General features: G+C 40.1%; 19 protein-coding genes. 9 read left to right on the plus strand and 10 right to left on the minus strand.

Features of this window, described 5'->3' with window-relative positions:
- Positions 1-57: 57 nt before the first annotated feature.
- From greA to dapB, 4 genes are all read right to left on the minus strand, one after another.
- Positions 58-534 (minus strand): transcription elongation factor GreA, encoded by a 477-nt coding sequence (gene greA, locus J3455_RS09495; protein WP_054551507.1) that lies wholly within the window; start codon positions 532-534, stop codon positions 58-60.
- Between the two features lie 51 nt (positions 535-585).
- Positions 586-3,804, minus strand: a complete 3,219-nt coding sequence (carB, locus tag J3455_RS09500; RefSeq protein ID WP_349561606.1) for a carbamoyl-phosphate synthase large subunit — start codon at positions 3,802-3,804, stop codon at positions 586-588.
- A 16-nt stretch (positions 3,805-3,820) separates the two neighbouring features.
- Positions 3,821-4,957, minus strand: a complete 1,137-nt coding sequence (gene carA / locus J3455_RS09505; RefSeq protein ID WP_055020805.1) for a glutamine-hydrolyzing carbamoyl-phosphate synthase small subunit — start codon at positions 4,955-4,957, stop codon at positions 3,821-3,823.
- Positions 4,958-5,164: 207 nt separating this feature from the next.
- Positions 5,165-5,962, minus strand: a complete 798-nt coding sequence (gene dapB / locus J3455_RS09510; RefSeq protein ID WP_167657803.1) for a 4-hydroxy-tetrahydrodipicolinate reductase — start codon at positions 5,960-5,962, stop codon at positions 5,165-5,167.
- Between the two features lie 294 nt (positions 5,963-6,256).
- Here dapB and J3455_RS09515 point away from each other — a divergent pair, with 294 nt between their 5' ends.
- Both J3455_RS09515 and J3455_RS09520 read left to right on the plus strand, forming a co-directional pair.
- Positions 6,257-7,570, plus strand: a complete 1,314-nt coding sequence (locus J3455_RS09515) for a Na+/H+ antiporter NhaC family protein (RefSeq protein ID WP_130052276.1) — start codon at positions 6,257-6,259, stop codon at positions 7,568-7,570.
- Between the two features lie 91 nt (positions 7,571-7,661).
- Entirely contained in the window at positions 7,662-8,444 is a 783-nt protein-coding gene (locus J3455_RS09520; protein ID WP_130051289.1) for a nucleoside-binding protein, read from the plus strand.
- A 74-nt stretch (positions 8,445-8,518) separates the two neighbouring features.
- Here the strand turns inward: J3455_RS09520 and J3455_RS09525 are convergent, their stop codons facing one another.
- A complete protein-coding gene (locus tag J3455_RS09525; protein WP_130051288.1) occupies positions 8,519-9,316 on the minus strand; it encodes a M48 family metallopeptidase in 798 nt (265 codons plus the stop codon).
- A 192-nt stretch (positions 9,317-9,508) separates the two neighbouring features.
- Here J3455_RS09525 and J3455_RS09530 point away from each other — a divergent pair, with 192 nt between their 5' ends.
- Positions 9,509-10,699 (plus strand): Bcr/CflA family efflux MFS transporter, encoded by a 1,191-nt coding sequence (locus J3455_RS09530; RefSeq protein ID WP_130051287.1) that lies wholly within the window; start codon positions 9,509-9,511, stop codon positions 10,697-10,699.
- 102 nt (positions 10,700-10,801) lie between these two features.
- Here J3455_RS09530 and grpE read toward each other — a convergent pair whose 3' ends face one another.
- Together grpE and J3455_RS09540 are read right to left on the minus strand one after the other, a co-directional pair.
- The gene (gene grpE / locus J3455_RS09535; RefSeq protein WP_054551515.1) at positions 10,802-11,410 is read right to left on the minus strand and encodes a nucleotide exchange factor GrpE; all 609 of its coding nucleotides are present in this window, start codon (positions 11,408-11,410) and stop codon (positions 10,802-10,804) included.
- A gap of 58 nt (positions 11,411-11,468) precedes the next feature.
- Positions 11,469-12,413, minus strand: coding sequence for an HrcA family transcriptional regulator (locus tag J3455_RS09540; protein ID WP_130051286.1), 945 nt, complete (start codon positions 12,411-12,413; stop codon positions 11,469-11,471).
- Between the two features lie 120 nt (positions 12,414-12,533).
- Between J3455_RS09540 and nadK the strand changes: the two genes are divergently transcribed.
- From nadK to J3455_RS09560, 4 genes are all read left to right on the plus strand, one after another.
- Positions 12,534-13,418: an NAD(+) kinase gene (gene nadK, locus J3455_RS09545; protein WP_130051285.1), complete on the plus strand. Its 885-nt coding sequence runs from the start codon at positions 12,534-12,536 to the stop codon at positions 13,416-13,418.
- A gap of 94 nt (positions 13,419-13,512) precedes the next feature.
- On the plus strand, positions 13,513-14,076 hold the full coding sequence (locus tag J3455_RS09550; protein ID WP_178927118.1) for a hypothetical protein: 564 nt from the start codon (positions 13,513-13,515) through the stop codon (positions 14,074-14,076).
- 68 nt (positions 14,077-14,144) lie between these two features.
- Positions 14,145-15,818 carry a DNA repair protein RecN gene (recN, locus tag J3455_RS09555; RefSeq protein ID WP_349561607.1) on the plus strand — a complete coding sequence of 558 codons (1,674 nt, stop codon included), beginning with the start codon at positions 14,145-14,147 and terminating at the stop codon, positions 15,816-15,818.
- Positions 15,819-15,856: 38 nt separating this feature from the next.
- Entirely contained in the window at positions 15,857-16,255 is a 399-nt protein-coding gene (locus J3455_RS09560) for a hypothetical protein (protein WP_167657800.1), read from the plus strand.
- Between the two features lie 74 nt (positions 16,256-16,329).
- Here J3455_RS09560 and J3455_RS09565 read toward each other — a convergent pair whose 3' ends face one another.
- Entirely contained in the window at positions 16,330-17,928 is a 1,599-nt protein-coding gene (locus J3455_RS09565) for a hypothetical protein (protein WP_130051281.1), read from the minus strand.
- 411 nt (positions 17,929-18,339) lie between these two features.
- On the minus strand, positions 18,340-19,935 hold the full coding sequence (locus J3455_RS09570) for a type 1 periplasmic-binding domain-containing protein (protein ID WP_349561608.1): 1,596 nt from the start codon (positions 19,933-19,935) through the stop codon (positions 18,340-18,342).
- Between the two features lie 312 nt (positions 19,936-20,247).
- Here J3455_RS09570 and J3455_RS09575 point away from each other — a divergent pair, with 312 nt between their 5' ends.
- Both J3455_RS09575 and J3455_RS09580 read left to right on the plus strand, forming a co-directional pair.
- On the plus strand, positions 20,248-22,290 hold the full coding sequence (locus tag J3455_RS09575) for an ATP-binding protein (RefSeq protein ID WP_250660993.1): 2,043 nt from the start codon (positions 20,248-20,250) through the stop codon (positions 22,288-22,290).
- 66 nt (positions 22,291-22,356) lie between these two features.
- On the plus strand, positions 22,357-22,818 hold the full coding sequence (locus tag J3455_RS09580; RefSeq protein WP_167657796.1) for a hypothetical protein: 462 nt from the start codon (positions 22,357-22,359) through the stop codon (positions 22,816-22,818).
- Positions 22,819-22,841: 23 nt separating this feature from the next.
- Here the strand turns inward: J3455_RS09580 and J3455_RS09585 are convergent, their stop codons facing one another.
- The gene (locus J3455_RS09585) at positions 22,842-23,534 is read right to left on the minus strand and encodes a response regulator (RefSeq protein ID WP_178927122.1); all 693 of its coding nucleotides are present in this window, start codon (positions 23,532-23,534) and stop codon (positions 22,842-22,844) included.
- Positions 23,535-23,544: the final 10 nt, after the last annotated feature.

Raw genomic sequence — 23,544 nt, forward strand, 5'->3', positions numbered from 1 at the left:
AGGTATAAAAAAACCGCAGTATATAACTGCGGTTTTTATCAATGCTTGGTTAAGCTACTAAATATACTCAACTTCAATGATTTCGTACTCTACTTCACCGTTTGGCGTTTTAATGATAACGGCATCATCTACCTCTTTACCAATTAAACCACGCGCGATTGGTGAGTTAACAGAAATCAGGTTGTTTTTGATATCTGCTTCGTCATCGCCTACGATTTGGTATTTTACTTCAGCATCGGTTTCAACATTAACGATAGTGACCGTTGTGCCAAAAATAACTTTACCTGTGTTAGGCATTTTAGTTACATCAATGATTTGCACATTTGAAAGCTTCGCTTCAATTTCTTGAATACGGCCTTCGCAGAAACCTTGTTGCTCACGAGCAGCATGGTATTCAGCGTTTTCTTTCAAATCACCGTGCTCACGTGCTTCAGCAATATCAGCAACGATTTTTGGACGGGTAACTGTTTTTAATTCGTTAAGTTCTTCGCGCAGTAATGCTGCACCACGAACTGTCATCGGAATTGATTGCATATTATTCTCACTTAATCCCAAGGGCGATTGCCTCGCCCTTGGCACATTTCCTTAGTTCATTCGCTGGTGTAGTTCCTGAACTGACGTCACCTTGCTACGGTCGTCTGCTTGGTTTGCAGTACAGTTAGCAAATGCCGCGTTCAGAGTCGTTGTGTAGTTAGTCTTATGCTGTAACGCACCACGACGTAACACCTTCGAATCTTCAATCGCTTGGCGGCCTTCAGTAGTGTTTACAATGTAGCTGTATTCACCATTTTTAATTCTATCAAGAATATGAGGACGACCTTCGTATACCTTGTTCACGCGACGAACTGCAATGCCTGCTTCTTCAAGTGCTTTTGCAGTGCCACCTGTCGCATCTAGCTCGAAACCAAGTTCAGTCATGGTTTTAGCTAGTTCAACAATACGTGGTTTGTCACTGTTGCGTACCGATAGTAACGCGCGACCACCGCGTGGTAAAGTGTTGCTTGCACCTAATTGTGCTTTAGCGAATGCTTCGGCGAAAGTTTCACCAACACCCATTACCTCACCCGTTGAGCGCATTTCAGGGCCACGGATTGGGTCAACACCTTGGAACTTAGCAAATGGCAGTACCACTTCTTTTACGCTGTAGTAAGGTGGGATTACTTCTTTTGTAATACCTTGACTTGCCAGCGACTGACCTGCCATACAACGTGCCGCTACTTTAGCAAGTGCAACACCTGTCGCTTTTGAAACAAACGGTACTGTACGCGCAGCACGTGGGTTTACTTCGATTAAGTAAACTTTACCGTCTTTCACAGCAAACTGAGTATTCATTAGACCTACTACGCCAAGCTCTAGAGCCATATCAGTCACTTGCTTACGCATCACGTCTTGCACTTCGGCTGTTAATGAATGAGCTGGTAATGAACACGCTGAGTCACCTGAGTGAACACCTGCTTGCTCGATATGCTCCATGATACCACCGATGATTACTTGCTCACCGTCACAGATAGCGTCAACGTCAACTTCGATTGCGTTATCTAAGAAATGGTCAAGTAGTACTGGCGCTTCATTTGATGCAGATACCGCTTCAGTCATGTAACGACGTAAATCGTCTTCATCATAAACTACTTCCATCGCACGACCACCTAGTACGTACGAAGGACGAACTACGAGTGGGAAGCCAATTTCAGCAGACTTAACAATCGCTTCTTCTAAAGAAGTAACCGTTGCATTCTCTGGTTGAAGAAGGTTTAGACGCTCAACAAGCTGTTGGAAACGCTCACGGTCTTCTGCACGGTCGATTGCATCTGGTGAAGTACCAATTACTGGCACACCATTCGCTTCAAGTTCACGAGCAAGTTTCAGTGGAGTTTGACCACCGTACTGAACGATAACACCTTTTGGCTTTTCAACACGTACGATTTCTAATACATCTTCTAGCGTGATTGGCTCGAAGAATAGACGATCAGATGTATCGTAGTCAGTTGAAACAGTTTCAGGGTTACAGTTAACCATAATTGTTTCGTAGCCATCTTCACGTAAAGCTAATGCAGCGTGAACACAACAGTAATCGAATTCGATACCTTGACCGATACGGTTAGGGCCACCACCGATTACCATGATTTTATCTTTGTCAGATGGATTCGCTTCACACTCTTCATCATAAGATGAGTACATATAAGCTGTGTCAGAGCTGAACTCTGCAGCACAGGTATCAACGCGCTTGTATACAGGCACGATATCTAATTGGTGACGCTTCTTGCGAATTTCTGCTTCAGAAACACCTGCAATTTCAGCGATACGCGCATCAGCAAAGCCTTTACGCTTAAGCTTACGTAAGAACTCAGCATTTAAACCAGCCATACCTACTTCGCTGATTGTTGCTTCGTCTTTTAAGATGTCTTCGATTTGCACTAGGTACCAAGGGTCAATCTTAGTTAGTTCGAAAACTTCTTCAACGCTCATACCGTGACGCATTGCATCTGCTACGTACCAAATACGCTCAGCACCTGGCTCGCGTAATTCACGGATGATTTTTTCTTTCGCTTTCGGATCATCCAGGGCTACAACTGGGTTGAAGCCTGTTGCGCCTACTTCTAAGCCACGTAATGCTTTATGCAGTGACTCTTGTTGATTACGACCAATCGCCATAACTTCACCCACAGATTTCATCTGTGTTGTTAAACGGTCGTTTGAACCTGCGAATTTTTCGAAGTTAAAACGTGGGATCTTAGTAACAACGTAGTCGATCGACGGTTCGAAAGACGCTGGTGTTTTACCGCCAGTGATGTCATTTTGTAGCTCATCAAGCGTGTAACCAACAGCTAGTTTCGCTGCGATTTTCGCAATTGGGAAACCTGTTGCTTTTGATGCTAGTGCAGACGAACGCGATACACGTGGATTCATCTCGATGATAACCATACGGCCATCAACTGGATTCACACCAAACTGTACGTTTGAACCACCTGTTTCAACACCGATTTCACGAAGTACCGCCATCGATGCATTACGCATGATTTGGTATTCTTTATCAGTCAGTGTTTGCGCTGGAGCAACCGTGATTGAGTCACCAGTGTGAACACCCATAGGGTCAAAGTTTTCGATAGAACATACGATGATACAGTTGTCGTTTTTGTCACGAACAACTTCCATTTCGTACTCTTTCCAACCGATTAATGATTCATCGATTAAAAGTTCATTTGTTGGTGATAAATCTAAACCACGCTCACAAATTTCATCAAATTCTTCTTGGTTGTATGCAACACCACCACCAGTACCACCCATCGTGAATGATGGACGAATGATACATGGGAAACCGATGCGACTAAGAACATCGTGTGCTTCTTCCATTGAGTGAGCGATTTCTGCACGCGGACACTCAAGGCCAATGTTCTTCATTGCTACGTCAAAACGCTCACGGTTTTCAGCTTTATCGATTGCATCAGCAGTTGCACCGATTAGCTCAACACCGTGTTTTACCAGTACGCCGTGCTTATCTAAGTCAAGCGCACAGTTTAATGCTGTTTGACCACCCATAGTAGGTAGTACTGCATCTGGCTTTTCTTTTTCAATGATTTTCTCTACCACTTCCCAGTGAATTGGTTCGATGTACGTCGCATCCGCCATTTCAGGGTCAGTCATGATAGTTGCAGGGTTCGAGTTTACAAGAATTACTCGAAAGCCTTCTTCTCGTAGTGCTTTACACGCTTGTGCACCAGAGTAGTCAAATTCACAAGCTTGACCGATTACGATCGGGCCTGCGCCTAAGATAAGAATGCTTTTTATGTCGGTACGTTTTGGCATTGTTACTCCGGTTAAATTAGTTAGAACGTGCTTGCATCAAGTCGATGAAGTGGTCAAATAATGGCGCCGCATCATGTGGACCTGGGCTTGCTTCTGGGTGACCTTGGAAGCTAAATGCAGGCTTATCTGTGCGGTGAATACCTTGTAGGGTGCCATCGAATAATGAAACGTGAGTTGCACGTAAATTCGCTGGTAATGTTGCTTCGTCAGCTGCGAAACCGTGGTTTTGCGCTGTGATCATTACAACATTGCGGTCAAGGTCTTTAACTGGGTGGTTACCACCGTGGTGACCAAACTTCATTTTCACCGTTTGTGCACCTGAAGCAAGTGCAAGTAATTGGTGACCTAAACAGATACCAAAAATTGGCGTGTCTGTTTCTAGGAAAGTTTTAATGGCTTCAATCGCGTAAGTACACGGCTCAGGGTCGCCTGGGCCATTTGATAAGAAGATACCGTCTGGGTTTAATGCCAGTACATCTTCTGCAGATGTTTGTGCAGGAACGACAGTTAATTTACAACCGCGGTCAACTAACATACGTAAGATATTACGTTTAACACCGAAGTCATAAGCAACAACGTGGAACTTCTCGTCTGCTGCTTCTAGCGTTTTAAAGCCTGAACCTAAAGTCCAGCTTGATTCGCGCCACTCAAAATTTTCCTTGGTTGAGACAACTTTTGCTAAATCCATGCCTTTTAAGCCTGGGAAGGCTTGCGCAGCTTCAAGCGCTTTATTCTCATCTAACTCGTCGCCTGCAATGATACAACCATTTTGAGCGCCTTTATCACGTAAGATACGTGTTAATTTACGAGTGTCGATGTCTGCAATACCTAAGATATTGCGTTCTTTTAAGTAATCACTTAACGATTGCTCGTTACGGAAATTACTTGCTAGCAGTGGCAAATCACGGATCACTAGGCCTTTAGCCCAGATTTGACCCGCTTCTTCGTCTTCGCTGTTAGTACCCGTATTACCGATATGTGGGTACGTCAAAGTTACGATTTGTTCCGCGTATGAAGGGTCAGTCAAAATTTCTTGATAACCAGTCATAGACGTATTGAATACTACTTCACCGACTGACATGCCGTCAGCGCCGATTGCAGTACCGCGAAACACTGTGCCGTCTTCTAGGACTAACAGAGCGGATTTAGTCAAGTTAACCTCCTAACAGTAAAAAACGGGAGTAAAGTCATTTGCTCTACTGCCCGTTTAAAGCGATTGGAAACACGCATTTATGAATTTTTGGCAAATTGGCACTATTCTACAGTAAATTAGCTTTCAGATCTAATCTTAATTAATAAAATAGTAAAAATAAGCGTTATTAACTAAAAATTCACTGAAACTGCCAAAAAAGAAACTAAACTACTTCAAGTCAAGCACATCTTGCATGTCATAAAGTCCAGCTGGTTTATTTTTCAACCAGCCCGCAGCTCTTACAGCACCTAACGCGAAGGTCATTCTTGAACTTGCTTTATGAGTTAATTCTAGCCTTTCGCCAGAAGTTGCGAAATATGCGGTGTGTTCACCTACTATATCTCCGCCTCTCATGACCGAATAACCGATTTCATTTTGCGATTTTGCGTGTTCGTCATTGCTTCTATCAAAACGCGCGACTTCATCATGCTGCCAGCCTTTTGCCTCGGCAATAGCTTCACCAATTGCCAATGCAGTCCCTGATGGCGCATCAATTTTATGACGATGATGGGCTTCAAATATTTCAATGTCCATGTCATCACCAAACTTCACAGCCGCAGTCTGCACTAAGTTAAGCAGTAAATTCACACCTACGCTATAGTTGCGAGCAAAAACAATCGGAATGTGTTTCGCTGCTTCATTGAGGGCATCAATATCATCTTGGTTGAGGCCCGTGGTACCAATTACCATTGCGATATTTTTTTCGACCGCTGTTTGCAAGTGGTTGCGCATTCCTGCCGGTAAGGTGAAATCAATTAATACATCAGCATCTTTTACTTCTGTTTCTTTACTAAATGATACATCCGCTGATGCAGCACTGTTTAATTGATTAACCGCTATATCTAAAAGTGGCGAGTTATCACGCACGTACGCGCCCGTTAATGTTGCGTCATTTTTTTTTGAGACTGCTTCTAAAAGTGCAAGTCCCATGCGGCCGTTTGCGCCAAATACACCTATGCGGTTCATATAGTTACCTTATCTATTCTTCTTAGCTGGCTGGATTTTATCGAAAACTCATGTAATAGTCAGGTTAGCTTATAAAAAATACAGAGCTAATTTTAGATTTATTAATAGAACAACAATAATAACAGATAGTCTTTGCATTTAGCCATCTATACATTTAAACTTCTTCCTTTGCGCCGATTTGGTCTTTGGCTTGCGGGCGCTGTTGCAACAGCATTGTCTTTTGAGAATGCAGGCAACTAAATACAGCTAAAAGAAGTATTTGGCTGTGTTATTGGTTATCTAACGAGGAATATGATGCAGCCATCATTTAATAAAACAAAAGCAAAACTTTCTTTGCTGCCGCTTTTGGTGTTTGTCGGCTTATTTTTAGGCGCTGGCTTATACTTACAGTCTCAAGGTGTCGATTACGCCTTCTATCAATTGCCTGCCCCTGTGGCAATTTTACCTGCCATCATGCTGGCTTTTATCTTAAATAGAAATACCATCAACCATAGTGTTGAAACCTTTATTAAAGGTGCGGGCCATAGCAACATCATCACTATGTGTTTGATTTATCTGCTTGCCGGTGCGTTTTCTGCCGTTGCAGGTGCAACGGGTGGTGTCGATGCCGTTGTTAATGCGGGTTTATCACTTATTCCGCCAGCTTTATTACTACCTGGATTATTTTTAATCGCTGCGGTTGTGTCGACTGCAATGGGTACTTCAATGGGGACTATCGGTGCTATTGGCCCGATTGCTTATGCAGTCGCCCAAAAAACAGGCATTGATCCATCATTGATGGCAGGCACGATTGTATCAGGTGCAATGTTTGGTGATAACTTATCAATCATCTCTGACACAACTATTGCTGCAACCCGTACGCAAGGCTGTGAAATGAAAGATAAATTCCGTGAGAACTTAAAAATTGCCTTACCCGCTGCAGCATTAACTATCGGTTTGTTATTCTTTTTAACGCCTGCAGCTGAAGCTGTAGAAACACAAGATTTCGATATTTTATTAGTGTTACCTTATGCCTTTATCTTAGTACTCGCAGTAATGGGCTTTAACGTCTTTGTGGTGCTGTTTAGCGGTATTATCTTCGCTGCCCTAATGGGCTTTACTGGCAGCTATGAAGGTGCCAGTTTTGTTAAGGATGTCTATAAAGGTTTTACTGATATGCAGGAAATTTTCTTGCTATCGATGTTTATTGGTGGCCTTTCAGAGTTTATCCGTATTAATGGTGGACTTGATTATATTGCTAACAAAATTCAAGCAATTACAAAAATCATTGCTAAATGGCATCGTAAAGTAGCAGATCAATTAGGTATTGCTGCACTGGTTATGACTAGTAACTTATGTATTGCCAATAATACGGTATCAATCATTGTTGCTGGCCCAATTGCTAAAAAATTAGCGGATGATGGCGAAATTACTGGTAAGCGTTCAGCAAGCTTACTTGATATTTTTGCTTGTGTAACACAAGGCTCATTACCGTATGGCGCACAAGCTCTTCTGCTTGGCGCGACCTTCAAAATTAGCCCTTGGCAGGTGTCTACTTCATCTTACTACTGTTTTATTCTTGCCTTTACAGCTGTGGCTGTAATTTGCTTACGTCGGAATAAAGCATAAGTTAAATAATTTTTGCCAAGATACGCCCAAATATGGGCGTATCTGCTATAATCCTCCCTTTGTATCCCCTTTACACCATCAATATTGAGATATGAACTTGAAAAAGATCCTTTCTGTTGCTGCGCTATGTGCAGTAAGTACTTCAGGCTATGCCGCTAATTGGAGCTCTACGCAATTACACGTTAATAACGGTGAACACAAAAATCCGTTTTCATTAACTAAGTCAAATACCACGGTTGTTTCATTGCAACACGCTTCTGGTTACGACTATGGCGATAACTTCTTTTTTATTGATTACAGCAATGACGACCGTCAGGATGGCTATCAAGATAAAGACTTTTACGGCGAGTGGTACTCAACATTCAGCTTATCAAAAATCTCTGACAGTGACTTCTCATACGGCGCAATTGCTGATGTAGGTTTAACTGCAGGCTTTAATGCTGCAGGCGATTCTAAAGTTCTTAAGTATTTACCAGGTGTAAAACTTAGCTGGCAGGCACCTGGCTTTAGCTTTTTATCTACTTTATTTACCGCTTATATCGATGACAGTGAAGGCGTAGCACGCGGTGGTGCCCCCACTGAAACAAATAGCTGGATGATTGATGTTGCATGGGGCTACCCATTCACTATCGGCTCACAAAAGTTCAACGTAACGGGCCATGTTGAATACATTGCTGAGCGTGAAAACGAATTTGGCGAAGATGTTAAAGCGTGGATTTTAGCGCAGCCAATCATCACGTGGGATTTAGGTCACGCAATGAGCATGAAAGAAAATACGCTACTGCTAGGCCTTGAGTGGCAATACTGGCACAACAAACTAGGTACAGACACAACTGAATCAGTACCACAACTTCACGTTGAGTGGACGTTCTAATAAGCTGAAAGCTGAATAATTAAAGCCTGTAGTCAGCTAGACTACAGGCTTTTTTAATTTCTAGATAATATTTATTACAGTTTACACTGTGGGTTTTTGCCTTTTGCTTTAGCAGCTTTTTGGGCTTTTAATGCATCCGACATATGCTTTTGTAGTTCTTTAATTCGGTTACCCGGTGCTGGGTGAGTCGACATAAACTCTGGGGTGCCGCTACTGCCTGCTGCACTCATATTTTGCCAAAGCGATACTGATTGCTCTGGGTTAAACCCTGCTTTTGCCATTAAATCTAGGCCGACAATATCTGCTTCTGATTCATGTGAGCGGCTAAACGGCAGCACTACACCAAATTGGGCACCTAACCCCAAAGCTTGCATAATTTCGCCGCGATATTGCACATTACCCATATCAAGTGCTGCACCACCAACTTGCAGGCCTGTTTGTAACAGTGCATTTTGTGATACACGTTCATTAGAGTGCTCAGCAATAACGTGTGCTACTTCGTGACCTAGTACTGTTGCAAGTTGGTCTTGGTTTACAGCAACTTTTAATAAACCTGTATGAACGCCAATATAACCACCTGGTAATGCAAATGCATTCGCTGAATCTTCTTCAAACACAACGACTTCCCAAGACTGCTTTGCATACTCGTTAGGTAAAACTGCAATAACATCATCAGCAATACACTTCACATAAGCATTGACACTTGGATCAGTATTAACAGGTTGCGTTTTTTTCATTTCAGCAAAACTTGCTTGACCCATTTGACTCATCTGTTGGTCTGAATATAGCGCGATTTGCGTGCGCCCTGTTGGAGAGGTTTTACAGCCAGCTAAAACAGCGGTGGCTAACACTGCCATGATTAACTTTTTCATACTAGTCCTTCAAATACTTAGTGTAATTTTGATCAATATAGCAAAGCATTGCTTAATTTTATATGAAAATGAACAATCACCCACTCAGTTGTTATTATTTAGTTAATTCTTTTACTTAGCAGGCAAACTAAGTTCACCACAGTGATTCACACTGCTACAATAGTGACCTAATGTTTGATGAATGAGTAAACAATGCCTTCCCCTGAGACTTTAAATAAACGCATTTTATTGCCTTTACTGGCAAGTATTGTCGCGATTACGCCTTTGGCAATTGATTTATATTTACCGGCAATGTTGGTAATTGCTAACGACCTACAAACAACCATGCCAAATGTGCAAATATCACTCAGTATTTATTTAGCGGGTTATGCCCTTGGTATGCTTTTTTTTGGCCCGATAGCCGATGAACTTGGCAGGCGATTACTCGCTAAGGTTGGCTTAGCACTATTTGGTATAAGCTCATTAGCACTGGCGTTTTGTTCTAATATCGAATTATTTTTATCTCTCAGGGCGGTACAAGCATTCACTGGCGCCGCTGCAACGGTCGTTGTGCCGGGTATTATTCGCCACATTTATCGAGAAAACACCGCCAAGGGTATGTCTTACGTATCAATGATCATGATGGTTGCCCCGCTCATTGCTCCTACTCTTGGCTCATTGATCATGGGTATTTCAACCTGGCAGGTCATTTTTATTACCTTAGCTGTCTATAGCTTTGCAATTTTAGCTTTAGTGCAAATTCATTTAATCGATATTCCAATCTTTAAGAGTCAGCAACGTGGCTTGGCACTGTTCTTTAATAGTTATAAAACGGTATTTTCCCGTCGTAGCGCCCTTGCCGATATTGCCAGCTCAATGTTTGCCTCATTTGCATTCTTTTGCTTTTTAACATCGGTACCTTATGTATATCTCGATTTTTTTAAAGTAGATGAGCAATTGTTCGGGGTGTTATTCGCCTTTAACGTGTTGGCTTTAATGTTCGGTAACTTTATGAATACACGTTTAGTGCCGCGCTTGGGTTCTCGTAAGCTTTTATTTATTGGCCTTGCCATTGGCTTCGTTTCTGGTGGGGCATTACTGTTATTCAGTGTGATGCATTTATCATTGTATTTTATCGTTGCAAGCATCGCACCACTGATGATGAGCTTAGGTATTGTAGCGAGTAATGCAGACTCTTTGATACTAATGCAGTTTGAGGAAAAGTCAGGTACTGCAACAGCCGTTATTGGTACATTAAGATTCGGCAGTGGCGCTTTAGTTGGCCCTATCCTTGCCTTTGTTCACCCTCAAAGTGCCATTCCATTTTCTGCGATGATGTTCAGCGCACTGATACTTATCTTACTAGTGCAGCTTTGGCATCGAAAACGATACCAATCGACTTAAATATTTAACCATCCTAGCGAGCTAAATGGTCGGTAACTTAACACGATTGCTATCAAAAAAAATGCCTGTAATTAACAGGCATTTTTTATATCTCTTTAAAGCTTATTCAGCTTCTTTCGATACCATAACCATTGCTGGACGTAATAAACGGCCATTTAATGTATAACCTTTCTGCATTACTGCAAGAACAGTATTAGGTGCTACATCATTGCTTGGCTGAATTGACATTGCTTGATGGAATTCAGGATTAAATTGCTCACCCTGAGGGTTAACAATTTCAACACCGAATTTTGATACTGCATCATTAAAGCTTTTAACTGTCATCTCGATACCTTCAAGGACAGGCTTAAGCTGCTCATTTTCTTTATCAGAAAACTCAATAGCACGCTCTAGGTTATCGATAACTGGTAGTAATTCGTTAGCAAACTTTTCAAGTGCAAACTTATGCGCTTTTTCTACATCTTGAGCGGCACGACGACGCATGTTCTCAACATCTGCTGCAGCACGAACAACACTGTCTTTTTGGTCGTTAATCGTTTGTTTAGCTGCCTCTAGTTCGCTGTGTAGTAATGCAATTTCAGCTTCAGGGCTCATTTCTTCGCCATCAACTTGCTCAGCTGCTTTTTCTGCAGCTTCTACTTCAGCTTGCATTTGCTCAAATTCTTCGTTTAGTTCAACTTCTTGCTCTGGTGATTTTGTCTGCTCAGACATAGCTTACATGCTCCAATTCTTTACAACTGCGGTAATTATGGGGATTGAATTAAAAGATTCAAGAGGCTGATGAGCCGATTAACTTAAATTCTTGGATGATTGCTTCTATTTGCGCTGATTTTGGACAAATTACACAAAATCGACTCTGGTATTCATGGTTATTAAAATATGGAACGCTGATCACCATCAGCTCATTACAATCTGTAAATGGTAATTGTTCTGTATTTAAAACCGATAAACCATTTTTAAATGCGAGTTTATCTTCAACAAAATTTAAAAATGATACACCTATATTTAAACTGGTCTGGCAATCAACTTGGCGGTAAAGGTAGTTTTCACCCACTACAATGCTATTGTCTGAACCAAGCTTTTGACTTAATTGCCGAGTCCATTGTGTCAGTGAGTCATGGCAATTATGTGGTGCAGTACCTGCCATTGCCTGCATACGATATAAACCTTCCATTAAGGTTTGCTGGCTAAATACAGTATTGAGCCAAGTGGCAAACTGATAGCGAACGGCATCAGATGAGTCTTCAGGTTTGGTAATACAAATATTATGGCTCTGCCCTGCTCTATCAATTAATAAAATAAGCCAATTACTACCATCAAAATCTAGCACCTCTACTCGGAAAACCAGCTGTGAGCTGACTTGAGGTAATCCCACACAGCAACACACTTTATAGCGTTGACTTAAACCATGGGCAAGCTCAACTAATTGTGCTTGTTCAGGCTGCCAATATGTTGCGATTTCAGGCAGAGCAAAAAACTCTGTGAGCCAATAATCAAACCCAGCATTGGTAGGCACACGGCCTGCTGAAGTATGGGGCGAATATAATAAGCCCACTTTTTCAAGCCGTGCCATTGCATTACGCACTGTAGCTGAACATACTGCCATACCTTTTTGTTTGGCAATACGAGTTGAGGCAACAGGCTGACCTTCTCCATTACAGTAAAGGCTCATTACAGCTGAAAAAATTTGTTGGTCACGCGGATTTAATTTCATAATTTATTCATTTAGCTTCTTGCCAGTGGATATTTGGGCGCATCAAGTTTATTTCAAGTTATTTTCAAAGCATTAATTTTTAATGTAATCTAGCGATATGAAAGTTTAAGTGCAAAAAACATGGATTCACCGTTTAAAACCATAGGTCTAATTGGCAAACCTAATCACAGTGCCGCGGCTGCCACACTTGGTCGCTTGCACACATTCTTGCGTGCGTTAGGATTTGAAGTACTAGTAGAACAACGCACTGGCCGCCAGCTTGAAGACGTACCTGCTGAAAACCTAGTTAAATTGGTAGATTTAGGTGAACGTGCAGACTTAGCCATAGTAGTGGGCGGCGATGGCAATATGCTTGGTGCAGCAAGAGTTTTAGCACGTTTTGATGTAGCCGTAATAGGTGTAAACCGTGGCAATTTAGGCTTTTTAACCGATTTAAACCCTGAAGGTTTCGAAGCCAGCCTTGAACAAGTGCTAAGTGGCCAATTCCTCGAAGAAAAGCGCTTTTTGCTTGAAGTTGAAGTATATCGTCATGCTGAACTAAAAAGTGCGAATTTGGCGGTTAATGAAGCTGTATTACACGCCGATAAAGTCGCTCATATGATTGAGTTTGAGGCCTTTATAAACAACGATTTTGTGTTCTCACAGCGCTCTGATGGATTAATTGTATCAACGCCAACGGGTTCAACAGCTTATTCACTTTCTGGTGGCGGTCCTATTTTAACTCCAGAGCTGAACGCAATTTCACTCGTTCCGATGTTCCCGCACACTCTATCAAGCCGTCCCCTTGTGGTTGATGCGGATAATGAAGTGCGCTTAAAACTTAGTCTTGAAAATACCGATAGCTTACAAGTCAGCTGCGACAGTCATGTAGTTTTAGCTGTGTTACCTGGTGATGAAGTGGTGATAAAAAAAGCAGATAAAAGACTGCGTTTAATACATCCAAAAGAGTACTCTTACTACAACGTACTGAGAAAAAAGTTAAACTGGGGAAGCCGCTTATTTTAAGCGGCTTTTTTATCTTAAATGATTGCCAAGGCGCAGTGATTAGCGCAAAATAATCAAACTTAATGCTGTATTTTTTTAAGGATTATAAGGCAAAATGAGCTATATCGTTTTTCTTGCTCTATTATTACTGATCACCTTACTAGGTTGCTACTGGATGGTTGAGAGCAACCGTCGTAAAGCTATTGAAGCTGAAAAAAAACACTTTAATCAGCGAGTAAAAAAAATCAACAATGACTTTAAGGATAAATTAATTGATTTTAGCGAAAGTAAGATAATTCGTCCGAAGAATATTCAACGCTTAAGTATGATCACCAGCAATTATTTTGTTGTTCAAGCTCATAATGAAGAAAACCTGACCTACCTTGAGTACATTAGCGATTTACTGCTCAACACTATCATTATGGAAGCCAGCAAAGCACAAAGCCCTGAGCAGATTGATCAGCTTGCAGACAGACTACAATATTTTATGGCTGAATTACCTTACAATGGCATTGAATATAACAAATCGTTTTACCAAGAAGCCCTACCATCACTGATTGAAGTAATTAAATATCAGCCTCCAGTGGATTTACAAGACGATCAGCTGCCAGCCCAGAGCACACAAGCGCCAGATGATTCCACAGCACAAAATCAACTGTCAGAATTAAGCAAAGCTTAAAAATTTAATTTGCAAAAGCCGAAAACACTGTATAAATTAACAGTTAATTAGCTGGATGGATAAACAGTATGTTAATCGGGTTAGAAATTAAAAACTTTGCCATTGTAAGTAATTTAAGTACTGAGTGGCACAATGGTATGACAGCCATTACAGGTGAAACAGGTGCGGGGAAATCAATTGCAATTGATGCCCTCTCTTTATGTTTAGGCGAACGCGCTGATGCTGGTGCTGTTCGCCCAGGTACTGATCGTGCAGAAATTTGTGCACAATTTGATATTAGCCAACTCCCTCTTGCCCAACACTTTTTAGAGCAACATTTACTTTCAAACAGTGAAGGCGAATGTTTACTACGCCGTGTTATTTGCAAAAATGGCCGCAGCAAGAGCTATATTAATGGCAGCTCAGTTACAGCTGCACAGTTAAAAGAGTTAGGTCAGTATTTAATTTCTATTCACGGACAACATGCCCATCAGCATTTATTAAAAGCTGAACATCAATTACATCTGCTTGATGCCTATGCTGGCCACAATCAATTATTAGCTGATGTTAAAGAACGCTTTAAAGCCTACCAAGCATTACTCAAAGAGTTTAACCAGCTTGAGCAACAACAACAGCAACAAGCCGCTCAAAAGCAATTACTTGAATATCAAGTAGCTGAGCTAGATGAATTTGCCCTGCAACCTGGCGAGTTTGAAGAGATTGAAGCTGAGCATCACAAGTTAAGCCATAGTCAAACCATCTTAGAGTCATGCCAACGTGAGCTACAACACTTATACGAAAGTGATGAACAAAGTGCTTGTTCGTTATTGCAACACAGCGCACAGCAATTTGCTGAGCTTGCGAACTACGATGAAAGCTTATCAAGTATTGCATCACTACTAAGTGAAGCTGCAGTGCAAGTTGAAGAAGCAAGTCGTGAAATTCGCAGCTATGTTGATGTTACTGACTTAGATCCTGCCCGTTTAGATGAAGTAGAAACCCGCTTAGCAGGTGCTATGGACCTTGCCCGTAAACATCACATAAAACCTGAAGAGCTTGTTAAATTTCATCAGTCGATTGCAGAAGAATTAGCATCAATCAGCTATAACAGTGACCGCCTTGTTGCTCTTGAAAGCGAAATTAGTTCTGCCCTTAAGCAATACAAACAAGCAGCTCAACTATTGAGTGAAAGCCGTTATAGTTACGCTGAGACACTTAATCAGCTAATCAGCGATAGTATGGCGAATTTATCTATGGAAAACGGCAAATTTGCGATTGATATTCAACAAACTACCGATAAAGCACCAAGTGCAATGGGCTTTGATACGGTTTCGTTTTTGGTGTCGACGAACCCAGGTCAACCAATGCAAGCCCTCTCTAAGGTAGCCTCTGGGGGTGAGTTATCACGTATTAGTTTAGCTATTCAGGTTATTATTGCTCAACGTGTTACTACGCCTACACTGATTTTCGATGAAGTAGATGTGGGGATTTCAGGCCCAACCGCCTCTGCTGTCGGCAAGCTTTTACGCCAACTAGGTAAATCAACTCAAGTTATTTGTGTGACTCACCTTCCGCAAGTTGCTAGCTCTGGGCATCAACAATTTTTTGTAGCAAAAGAAATTGCAAATGGCGAAACCTTTACGCAAATGAATAAACTTTCAAAAGATGGTCGTATTGATGAAATTGCACGACTACTCGCAGGCGATAACATTAGTAAAATGGCAAGAGCTAATGCCAAAGAGCTTATTAGCGCACATGCATAAATTGGTAGTTAAGTCTGTTTAGAGTTTAGAGTTTATAAATGAATATTAAAAATATATTTACTGTTGTGATACTTGGGTTGATTACGCTAAGTTCAAGCCATACTCAGGGTGCTACTACAAATTCAGCTTATCAAAGTACGCAATTATTCATTATTTTATTTGAATGTATATTAGTTGCACTCCCTACAACCGCTTTTTTGTTGGTTGTTTGGAGTCGCTGGAAACATTTGCGTTTTAAACAGTTGCTACAAGCCGTGTTAAATTCATCTTTGATTTTAATGCTACTTAGCATGGTAACAGTTACTCAGTTAACACAAGGCTTATCGTCATGGTTAATTTTTTTAGCAATCAGTCATACATTACTTGTTGGTATTAATTATTTATTTCTTAGACAGCATTCTAATAAAGTAAAAAATACCCTTACAGGCTGCTGGTAATAGAATCAACGTTAGTTTTATAAAAAATCGCGAAGCTTTTAACACTTCGCGATTTTTACATAACTTGGCAATAATTAATCTATCTCACTGGCATAGTTAAACAAGTTCATTAATAGACGATCCGCCATACTTGTCACTTTTGGGCCTTGTGTAATATTTTCTAATTTATATTGAATTGTTAGCATTCCACTATCAGCCAAGATAATATCGCCTGTAGCAGGGTCTTTTACGATAGTTGGCAAGCCTTGTTGGTTTACAGCTAAGACTTGGGCCCCCGCAGGCATCTCTGAAAAATAACCTCTTGCTGTACCTGATTGATAAAACTCAATTACCTCTCCAAATGGTCCTGCGAACATTCTTTGCTGTGCTTTGGTACTCTCTCCTGCTGGATTAGGCATACTTGGTCCATCAATGTAACCTTCTGCTGTTACTTTATAACCCCATCTTGTGTATATTTTTTCCTCTGGGTAATCAGCATCACCAGCAATAATGGCAACATTACCTTTCTTTAATGACCAATTATAGGCTTCATCGAGCTCTGCATCTGTAAAATTACTTAACCTGAAACTACCAATAAAAAAGATATCGGTGTTGTAATTATTTAACGCTTCCTCTGTAATTGAATTTGCCGCTGCAAAATCATGATTTATTGATAGAGGTTTACGAACAACACCATTTTCACCGAAATTGTCTGTACTAGTTAACTTTTCTAGGGCCCAAAGCATTAGCAAGCCGTTAAGCGTATACCCTTGCCAAGTGGCTTGTCTGTTTTGGTCAATGCTAGTGATGACTATCGATTCTGGCTCAGTGCTACATGTATACTTTTTATTATAGCAAGCAACTGGTTTTATCGTATCCATAGCTAAATCATTGACACGCACTGGGAATGAACCTACTTCACAAGTATTACCAGTTTCGATAGATGCCTTATAAAGTTTGGTAAGATTGAAGTGTCCTTGATCATTAATTACTTCACGAGAAATCAATAATTCACCGTTTTGATCTACCGCAGCGCCTGTTACAGTTACTAACCCATGATTTGATATTCGAGTTAATTGTAATGTTGATAAATCAAGTGAAAAGATACTTTTAGAAGAGATCAAATAAATCTTTGAATCTTTTATAACTATGTCGCCCCGAAGGATATCAGAGCTGCTACCATAACCCGTCATTTCACCTACGTACTGAGTCTCTCCTGAATCAGGGTAGATAATGTAAAACTTGCTACCCTTTGAGCCATACATAACATCTCGCTCAGGATCATAAGCAAGTCTTGTCATTGGGCTGCTACGACCAACTTCTACGTGCTCACCAGTTGCCATATCCACATATGCAAGTTTGGTATATTTAAATTTATTACCTTTAATCGGTAAGCCTTTTAGTTCTTCATCGGTCAAATTTAAAGAGCCAGGATCTAGCTGATATGTTAGTGGTCTAGGGGCAGATACATAATATAAACGGTTACGAGTACTATCAAACGCCATAGCTGCTGAGGAAAACTTAGCTTTCGAATGAATCGCAGCACTTTGATCTTGTTCATTCAAGGAAAAGACAATCCCTAAGTCACCTCGCCCAGAATTAATTCCATATAGCTCACCGGTACACGTATTTGCATAGGCACCCGACGAAAGTGCAGTGCAAAGTGTCATTATCGATAACATAGAGATTTTCATTTTATATTCACCTAAAAAGATAAAATCAAACTTATTTACTAATAATTAAAAATAAAAAGTTAGCAAACATTAATTTATATATATAGCACAAGGTAAATACTTACTTTTAAATCACAACAAAACAATAGGAAAATTTTGATTTTAACAACAATCCATAATAATCAATAATTAAAAATGATAAAACAAAAATAAAGTAACAAAAAAGAACCATTCGAAAGAAAGACTTTAAAATCAAGGCAGCGCTGTAAATAAATCATAAAAATAAGCGTACACATCAATTTAAATTTAAATCAGATTAAAAAGAAAACTAAACACTACTATTATTTATTAGAATGAATTTATGATGGGAGACGATTTATATAAATTACCATCGTGAAGTAAATGACTTCACGATAGTTTAAATAAGGATAATTAATCTATATCACTTGCATAGTTAATTAAGTTTAAGAATAGACGTTCGGCCATGCTAGTTACACCTGTACCTGGAGTGTAGTTCTCAACTTTATCTTGAGTGTTAACAATACCATTATCAGATAATAGAATATCGCCAGTTTCTGGATCCATAACTATTGTAGGCAGACCATCTTGATTAACTGCTAATACTTGAGTACCTGCTGGCATTTCAGAGAAATAGCCTTTCGCACCACCCGCTTGATAAAAACTCGTTACACCACCAAATGGGCCTGCAAAAATAGCCTGCTGAGCATGAGTACCCACACCATCAGGGTTTTGCGTATTTGGGCCGTCGACATAACCATCACGCGTGACAGTATAGCCCCACTTTGCATACACTTTTTCATTCGGCAAGTCAGAGTCAGCTGCAATAATAGTTACGTTACCTGGTTTCTTTGACCAATTGTAAAGCTCTGAAACTTCAGCGTCTGTGAAATCTGTATCATGAAAACTCCCCACAAAAAAGATATCTGTGCCATAAGAATCGATTGCAGCTTCTGTAATGGAGTTTGCAGCGGCAAAGTCATGATTAATTGTAAGTGTTTTATTTACAATTCCACCTTCACCAAAATTTGCTGCACTCTTAAGTTTTGCGACAGGTTTATCAAATAAATAAGCATTCAATGTGTAATTTTGCCAAGTCGCTTTTCGTTGCTTATCAATACTCGTGATAACAACTGACTCTGCACCGGTACTACAGGTTGGTTTGGTATAACAAGCAACTGGTTTAAGTGTGTTTAACGCTAAATCATTAATACGCATAGGATACGTACCCATTGCACATGTTTTACCCGTTTCAATTGATGCTTTATACAGCTTAGTTATATTGTAATTACCTTGATCGTTAATAACTTCTCGAGCAATAATCAGCTCACCATTTTGATCAAGCGCAGCACCGGTCACTGTCGTTAAACCATGTTCAGATTTTTTCGTTAACTCAAGTGTAGAAAGGTTCAAAGAGAAAATGCTTGTTGCAGAAACTAAATAAACTTCTCCGTTTTTAACAACCATATCACCACGAAGAATATCTGAACTATTCCCATAGCCAGTCATATTACCTACAAACTGGGTTTCACCAGAATCTGGGGAAATAATATAAAACTTACTGCCTTTAGAGCCGTAGATAACATCACGATTTGGATCATAAGCTAATCGAGTCATCGAATTAGAGCGACTAAACACTGTGTGCTCATTTGTATCCATATCAACGTAAGCGAGACGAGTATACTTATACTTTTCACTTTTAATTGGCAGGTCAGCTAGTTCATGACTTGCTAAATTAAATTCACTTACATCAAGCTTATACGAAAGCGGTCGTGGAGCTGAAACATAATAAAGTCGGTTTCTTGTACTATCAAATGCTATAGCTGCTGACGAGAAAGCAGCTTTTGAATGAATCGCTGCACTTTGCGTATGTTCATCAATAGAAAAAACGAAACCTAAATGGCCTCGACCAGAGTTAATACCATACAGCTCGCCAGTGCAGCTATTTGCCGAAGCATCTGCAGCCACGGCTCCGCATACCATCAATATTGACAGGATAGATTTTTTCATTGTATTTCACCTGAAGAATTAACTAAAACTTTATCATTAACAAAAATAGCAAATAAATTATTTACTATTAATTTAATGGAGCATAAATTATCCAAATATAGATTTTAGGATTCCGTAGGTTGAATACAATCAGAAATTTTTGATACTGAGACAAAAAGATGAAAAACCATAACATCTCAGGTGTAACTGAATTAAGGATAAAACTTTATCATTAATTGAAGTTTAGTTGTGATAAACGCTAACTAATAACTCCATAATTTGCACACATTTGCTGGTTAGTATAAGCACACTTTAAGCTTATTCTAACTGCAAATGAAATACTCTTTACTTATCGCTACATGTTTACTGTCTTTTTCCTGTGTAGCAACCTCACTACCAAGCTCTCTATTAAATCAAGTCACTGACCTTGAGAACCAAGGCAAGCTCATTGAAGCGCTCACTATTCTAGAGCAATACAAACATAAAAATAGCGCTACATCGAGCCCTGTAATTGTGATGGCACAAGCGCCTCTGTTACGTAAACAAGGTCATTACAATAAAGCGATTGAACTATTATCGCCATTACAAAAGCTTGCTAGTTTAAGCAAAAAGGACCAATACCACATCCAAAAAGAGTTGGGGATCAACTATCGTCGCCAATTAAAAACAATAGAAGCAAAAAAACACTATATGGCAGCCTTAGCGCTTGCAAACGAGCTTGAAGACAAAAACCTACAAGCACAAAGCCATAGCAATTTGGGTTCACTATACGACACACTAAATGATCTTGAACAATCAATGCATCATCAGGTAAAAGCACAAGCGTTATTAGAAAACAGCGATAATTATGAACTTGTTGCCACTAACTTTTATAACTTAGCAAACCTTGCTCACAGGCTTGATGACCTCACGCAATCTGAGTACTTCTATAAAAAAGCACTCGAGTTTGATATTAAAACCAAAAACCAAATGAATATTGCTGATACCAGTTTACAACTTGCCAAGCTGGTGTATAAACGAGGCGATTTAGAGCAGGCTCTTCCCTTATTAAATAACGCCTTTACCCGTTTAGCCGACGTCAAAGCCTATGAAAATATGGCGACGGCGAAGCATACGTTAATGCAATTGTATTTGAAAATAGGCAACCAGCATATGGCTCTCAGTAGTGCTGAGTCTGGGCTCAATGCAGCGCTTAAATCTGGCTCGGCGTTAAGTAAGATCTACTCTTACTTTAATTTAATTGAATTGCATTTAGTCCTTAAAAACCCTGAGCTAATTGGTCTTTATTTAAGTCGAACAAAAGAGTTGTTACTAGGTATCAATAACCGATTATTGAATCAAAAGCAGCACGGCTATACCGCAATTTATGCTGAATTGATAGGTGATTACAAGCTAGCAGCTGAGCAGCTAAAGCTTGAAAATGAACTGGCCGAGTCTTTGTTTGAAGAACATCTAAATCAAGCTGTCGAAAAGAATAAAAAGCAATTAACAGCAATCGAGCAACAGCAACGAATTGATGATGAAATACAAAAAAACAAACTCGCAACTGCACAAATGAATAACCAGCGACTAGAAAAACAGATTTGGTTGTTGTCTGCTGGTATTGTTTTGTTGTTTAGTATCCTTGCGTTAGTACTCTATTACTTCAAGCATCGAAAAGCGTTATTTAAAGCCAAGCTTTATCAATATAACTTAATTGAAAAAGACAAAATGCTCGCTGATATCTCTCATGAATTACGCACCCCATTGAGCGTATTGAAACTGCATATAGAAGCACTCGAGCTCGACATACAAGAAAACCGCGATCTCGCCTACAGCAAAATTAATGGCAAGATAGCACAACTTAATAACTTAATTTCAGATGTATATCAGTTATCGCAAGCTGAAAATAAAACCCTTACATTGAACCTTCAACAATATAATGCCGCACAAATTTTTGCTGAATACGAGCAAGACATGCGCCGTTATGTTTGCAGCCATCAGCTAACTTTTTTGGCTGACATTGTTATTGCTAATGATGTTGAGATCACGGTAGATAAACAAAAACTCGACCAAATCCTCAACAATATTTTTACTAATGCGTGTCTATATACAGACACCCCAGGCCATGTTCGCCTAAAGGTGAGAGCGAATAAACAAGAGCTGTTTATACAAGTCGATGATACTTCTCCGGGTGTAGGTAAAGCTCATATAGGCAAGCTCTTTGACCGTTTATATCGTGTTGAAGAGTCTCGTAGCCGCGCATCAGGAGGCTCAGGTTTAGGGTTATCAATTTGTCAGAGTTTTGTCGAATTGATGTCAGGTACTATTAACGCATTACCGGGTAAGTCAGGTGGCTTATGTATTAGAATCTTACTGCCTTTAGGTAATAAATAAGCCTCTCCATTTTTCCACCACATTTTATTGCTTAAATAGCACTATAAACTACTGTGGAATGGAACCATGTCAGAGTCATTAAAGCACGCCCAATGGGCAAAATCTATTGAGCGTAAACATCGCCAAAGCAATGTTAAAAAAACCAAAAAGTCCCCACTGCCAATTTATGCGGCCCTTGCCAGCATGCTGTTAAGTGCAGCACTCTATTATGCAAGCTACGAAAAGCCAATAGAGTACCCTCCACTGTCTGAAGCTGCAAAACAACGTATTTCTCAGTTTTTTGCAAAGCAATTTTTACTAGGCCAGTGGCGATTAGATCAAATTAAGTACTCAACTGATGCGATTCAGGTCTATGTACGAACGCCCTATTCGATAGCCCTTGAAGGTGAAGCGCTTAGCCAATATTTACATTACGCGCTGTGCCCTGTTCCTAGCAAACAAATTTGGCAAGATATTCAAGCAAGGGAATTATCAGTGTATGTGTTTACCCATTCGATTCGAAAAGGTGAACGTACAGTGTGTAATTAATAGTAAAGGCGATGAACGCCAAATCAATTGATTTGACGTTCATCATAGCGATAGCCTGCACCATAAACGGAAGCGACTATCTTAGGAGAGAACTGTAAATTCTTCAGTTTTTTACGAATATTTTTGATGTGACTGTCGATTACGCGGTCGGTAATATCAAAGTTATTGGGCTGAATGTGATCAAGTATCTGCTGCCTTGAAAAAACACGCTTAGGGGCTTTGTACAAAAGCTTGAATACGTCAAATTCTACTTTAGTTAAACCCAAAGACACGCCCTTTATTTCAACTTCAAGCGCATCTTCGTTTAAGCAAATAGTAGCAGGCGTTTCAACAGTTTCCTTGCTAATAGATACTGGCGCGCAGCGTCTTAAAATAGCTTTAACACGCATCACCAGCTCTGCACCGCTAAAAGGTTTACATACATAGTCATCTGCGCCATGTTCTAACCCTTTTAACCTATCAGCTTCTTCGACTTTAGCGGTTACCATAATAATAGGCACCATTGAAAAAGCGCGGATCTGCTTCATGCATTCCACGCCATCTAAATTAGGTAACATTACATCTAGAATTATTGCATCTGGATTATTTTCTTTAACCCACGACACCACAGCACTGCCATCAGTGATGTGGTGAGTAGTAAAACCAGATGCATTAAAGAACAACAGTACTTGTTCTGCAATATCTAAGTCGTCTTCAACGACTAATATCTGCGGCATTTTTATTTCC

The sequence above is a fragment of the Pseudoalteromonas sp. NFXS39 genome (assembly GCF_040148775.1).
Lineage (GTDB): Bacteria > Pseudomonadota > Gammaproteobacteria > Enterobacterales > Alteromonadaceae > Pseudoalteromonas > Pseudoalteromonas apostichopi.

What these genes read in the sequence shown, in the direction of transcription:
- greA (WP_054551507.1), bottom strand. Translation starts at nt 534, where the DNA reads ATGCAATCAATTCCGATGACAGTTCGTGGTGCAGCATTACTGCGCGAA.
- carB (WP_349561606.1), bottom strand. Translation starts at nt 3,804, where the DNA reads ATGCCAAAACGTACCGACATAAAAAGCATTCTTATCTTAGGCGCAGGC.
- dapB (WP_167657803.1), bottom strand. Translation starts at nt 5,962, where the DNA reads ATGAACCGCATAGGTGTATTTGGCGCAAACGGCCGCATGGGACTTGCA.
- J3455_RS09515 (WP_130052276.1), top strand. Translation starts at nt 6,257, where the DNA reads ATGCAGCCATCATTTAATAAAACAAAAGCAAAACTTTCTTTGCTGCCG.
- J3455_RS09520 (WP_130051289.1), top strand. Translation starts at nt 7,662, where the DNA reads ATGAACTTGAAAAAGATCCTTTCTGTTGCTGCGCTATGTGCAGTAAGT.
- J3455_RS09525 (WP_130051288.1), bottom strand. Translation starts at nt 9,316, where the DNA reads ATGAAAAAGTTAATCATGGCAGTGTTAGCCACCGCTGTTTTAGCTGGC.
- J3455_RS09530 (WP_130051287.1), top strand. Translation starts at nt 9,509, where the DNA reads ATGCCTTCCCCTGAGACTTTAAATAAACGCATTTTATTGCCTTTACTG.
- grpE (WP_054551515.1), bottom strand. Translation starts at nt 11,410, where the DNA reads ATGTCTGAGCAGACAAAATCACCAGAGCAAGAAGTTGAACTAAACGAA.
- J3455_RS09540 (WP_130051286.1), bottom strand. Translation starts at nt 12,413, where the DNA reads ATGAAATTAAATCCGCGTGACCAACAAATTTTTTCAGCTGTAATGAGC.
- nadK (WP_130051285.1), top strand. Translation starts at nt 12,534, where the DNA reads ATGGATTCACCGTTTAAAACCATAGGTCTAATTGGCAAACCTAATCAC.
- J3455_RS09550 (WP_178927118.1), top strand. Translation starts at nt 13,513, where the DNA reads ATGAGCTATATCGTTTTTCTTGCTCTATTATTACTGATCACCTTACTA.
- recN (WP_349561607.1), top strand. Translation starts at nt 14,145, where the DNA reads ATGTTAATCGGGTTAGAAATTAAAAACTTTGCCATTGTAAGTAATTTA.
- J3455_RS09560 (WP_167657800.1), top strand. Translation starts at nt 15,857, where the DNA reads ATGAATATTAAAAATATATTTACTGTTGTGATACTTGGGTTGATTACG.
- J3455_RS09565 (WP_130051281.1), bottom strand. Translation starts at nt 17,928, where the DNA reads ATGAAAATCTCTATGTTATCGATAATGACACTTTGCACTGCACTTTCG.
- J3455_RS09570 (WP_349561608.1), bottom strand. Translation starts at nt 19,935, where the DNA reads ATGAAAAAATCTATCCTGTCAATATTGATGGTATGCGGAGCCGTGGCT.
- J3455_RS09575 (WP_250660993.1), top strand. Translation starts at nt 20,248, where the DNA reads ATGAAATACTCTTTACTTATCGCTACATGTTTACTGTCTTTTTCCTGT.
- J3455_RS09580 (WP_167657796.1), top strand. Translation starts at nt 22,357, where the DNA reads ATGTCAGAGTCATTAAAGCACGCCCAATGGGCAAAATCTATTGAGCGT.
- J3455_RS09585 (WP_178927122.1), bottom strand. Translation starts at nt 23,534, where the DNA reads ATGCCGCAGATATTAGTCGTTGAAGACGACTTAGATATTGCAGAACAA.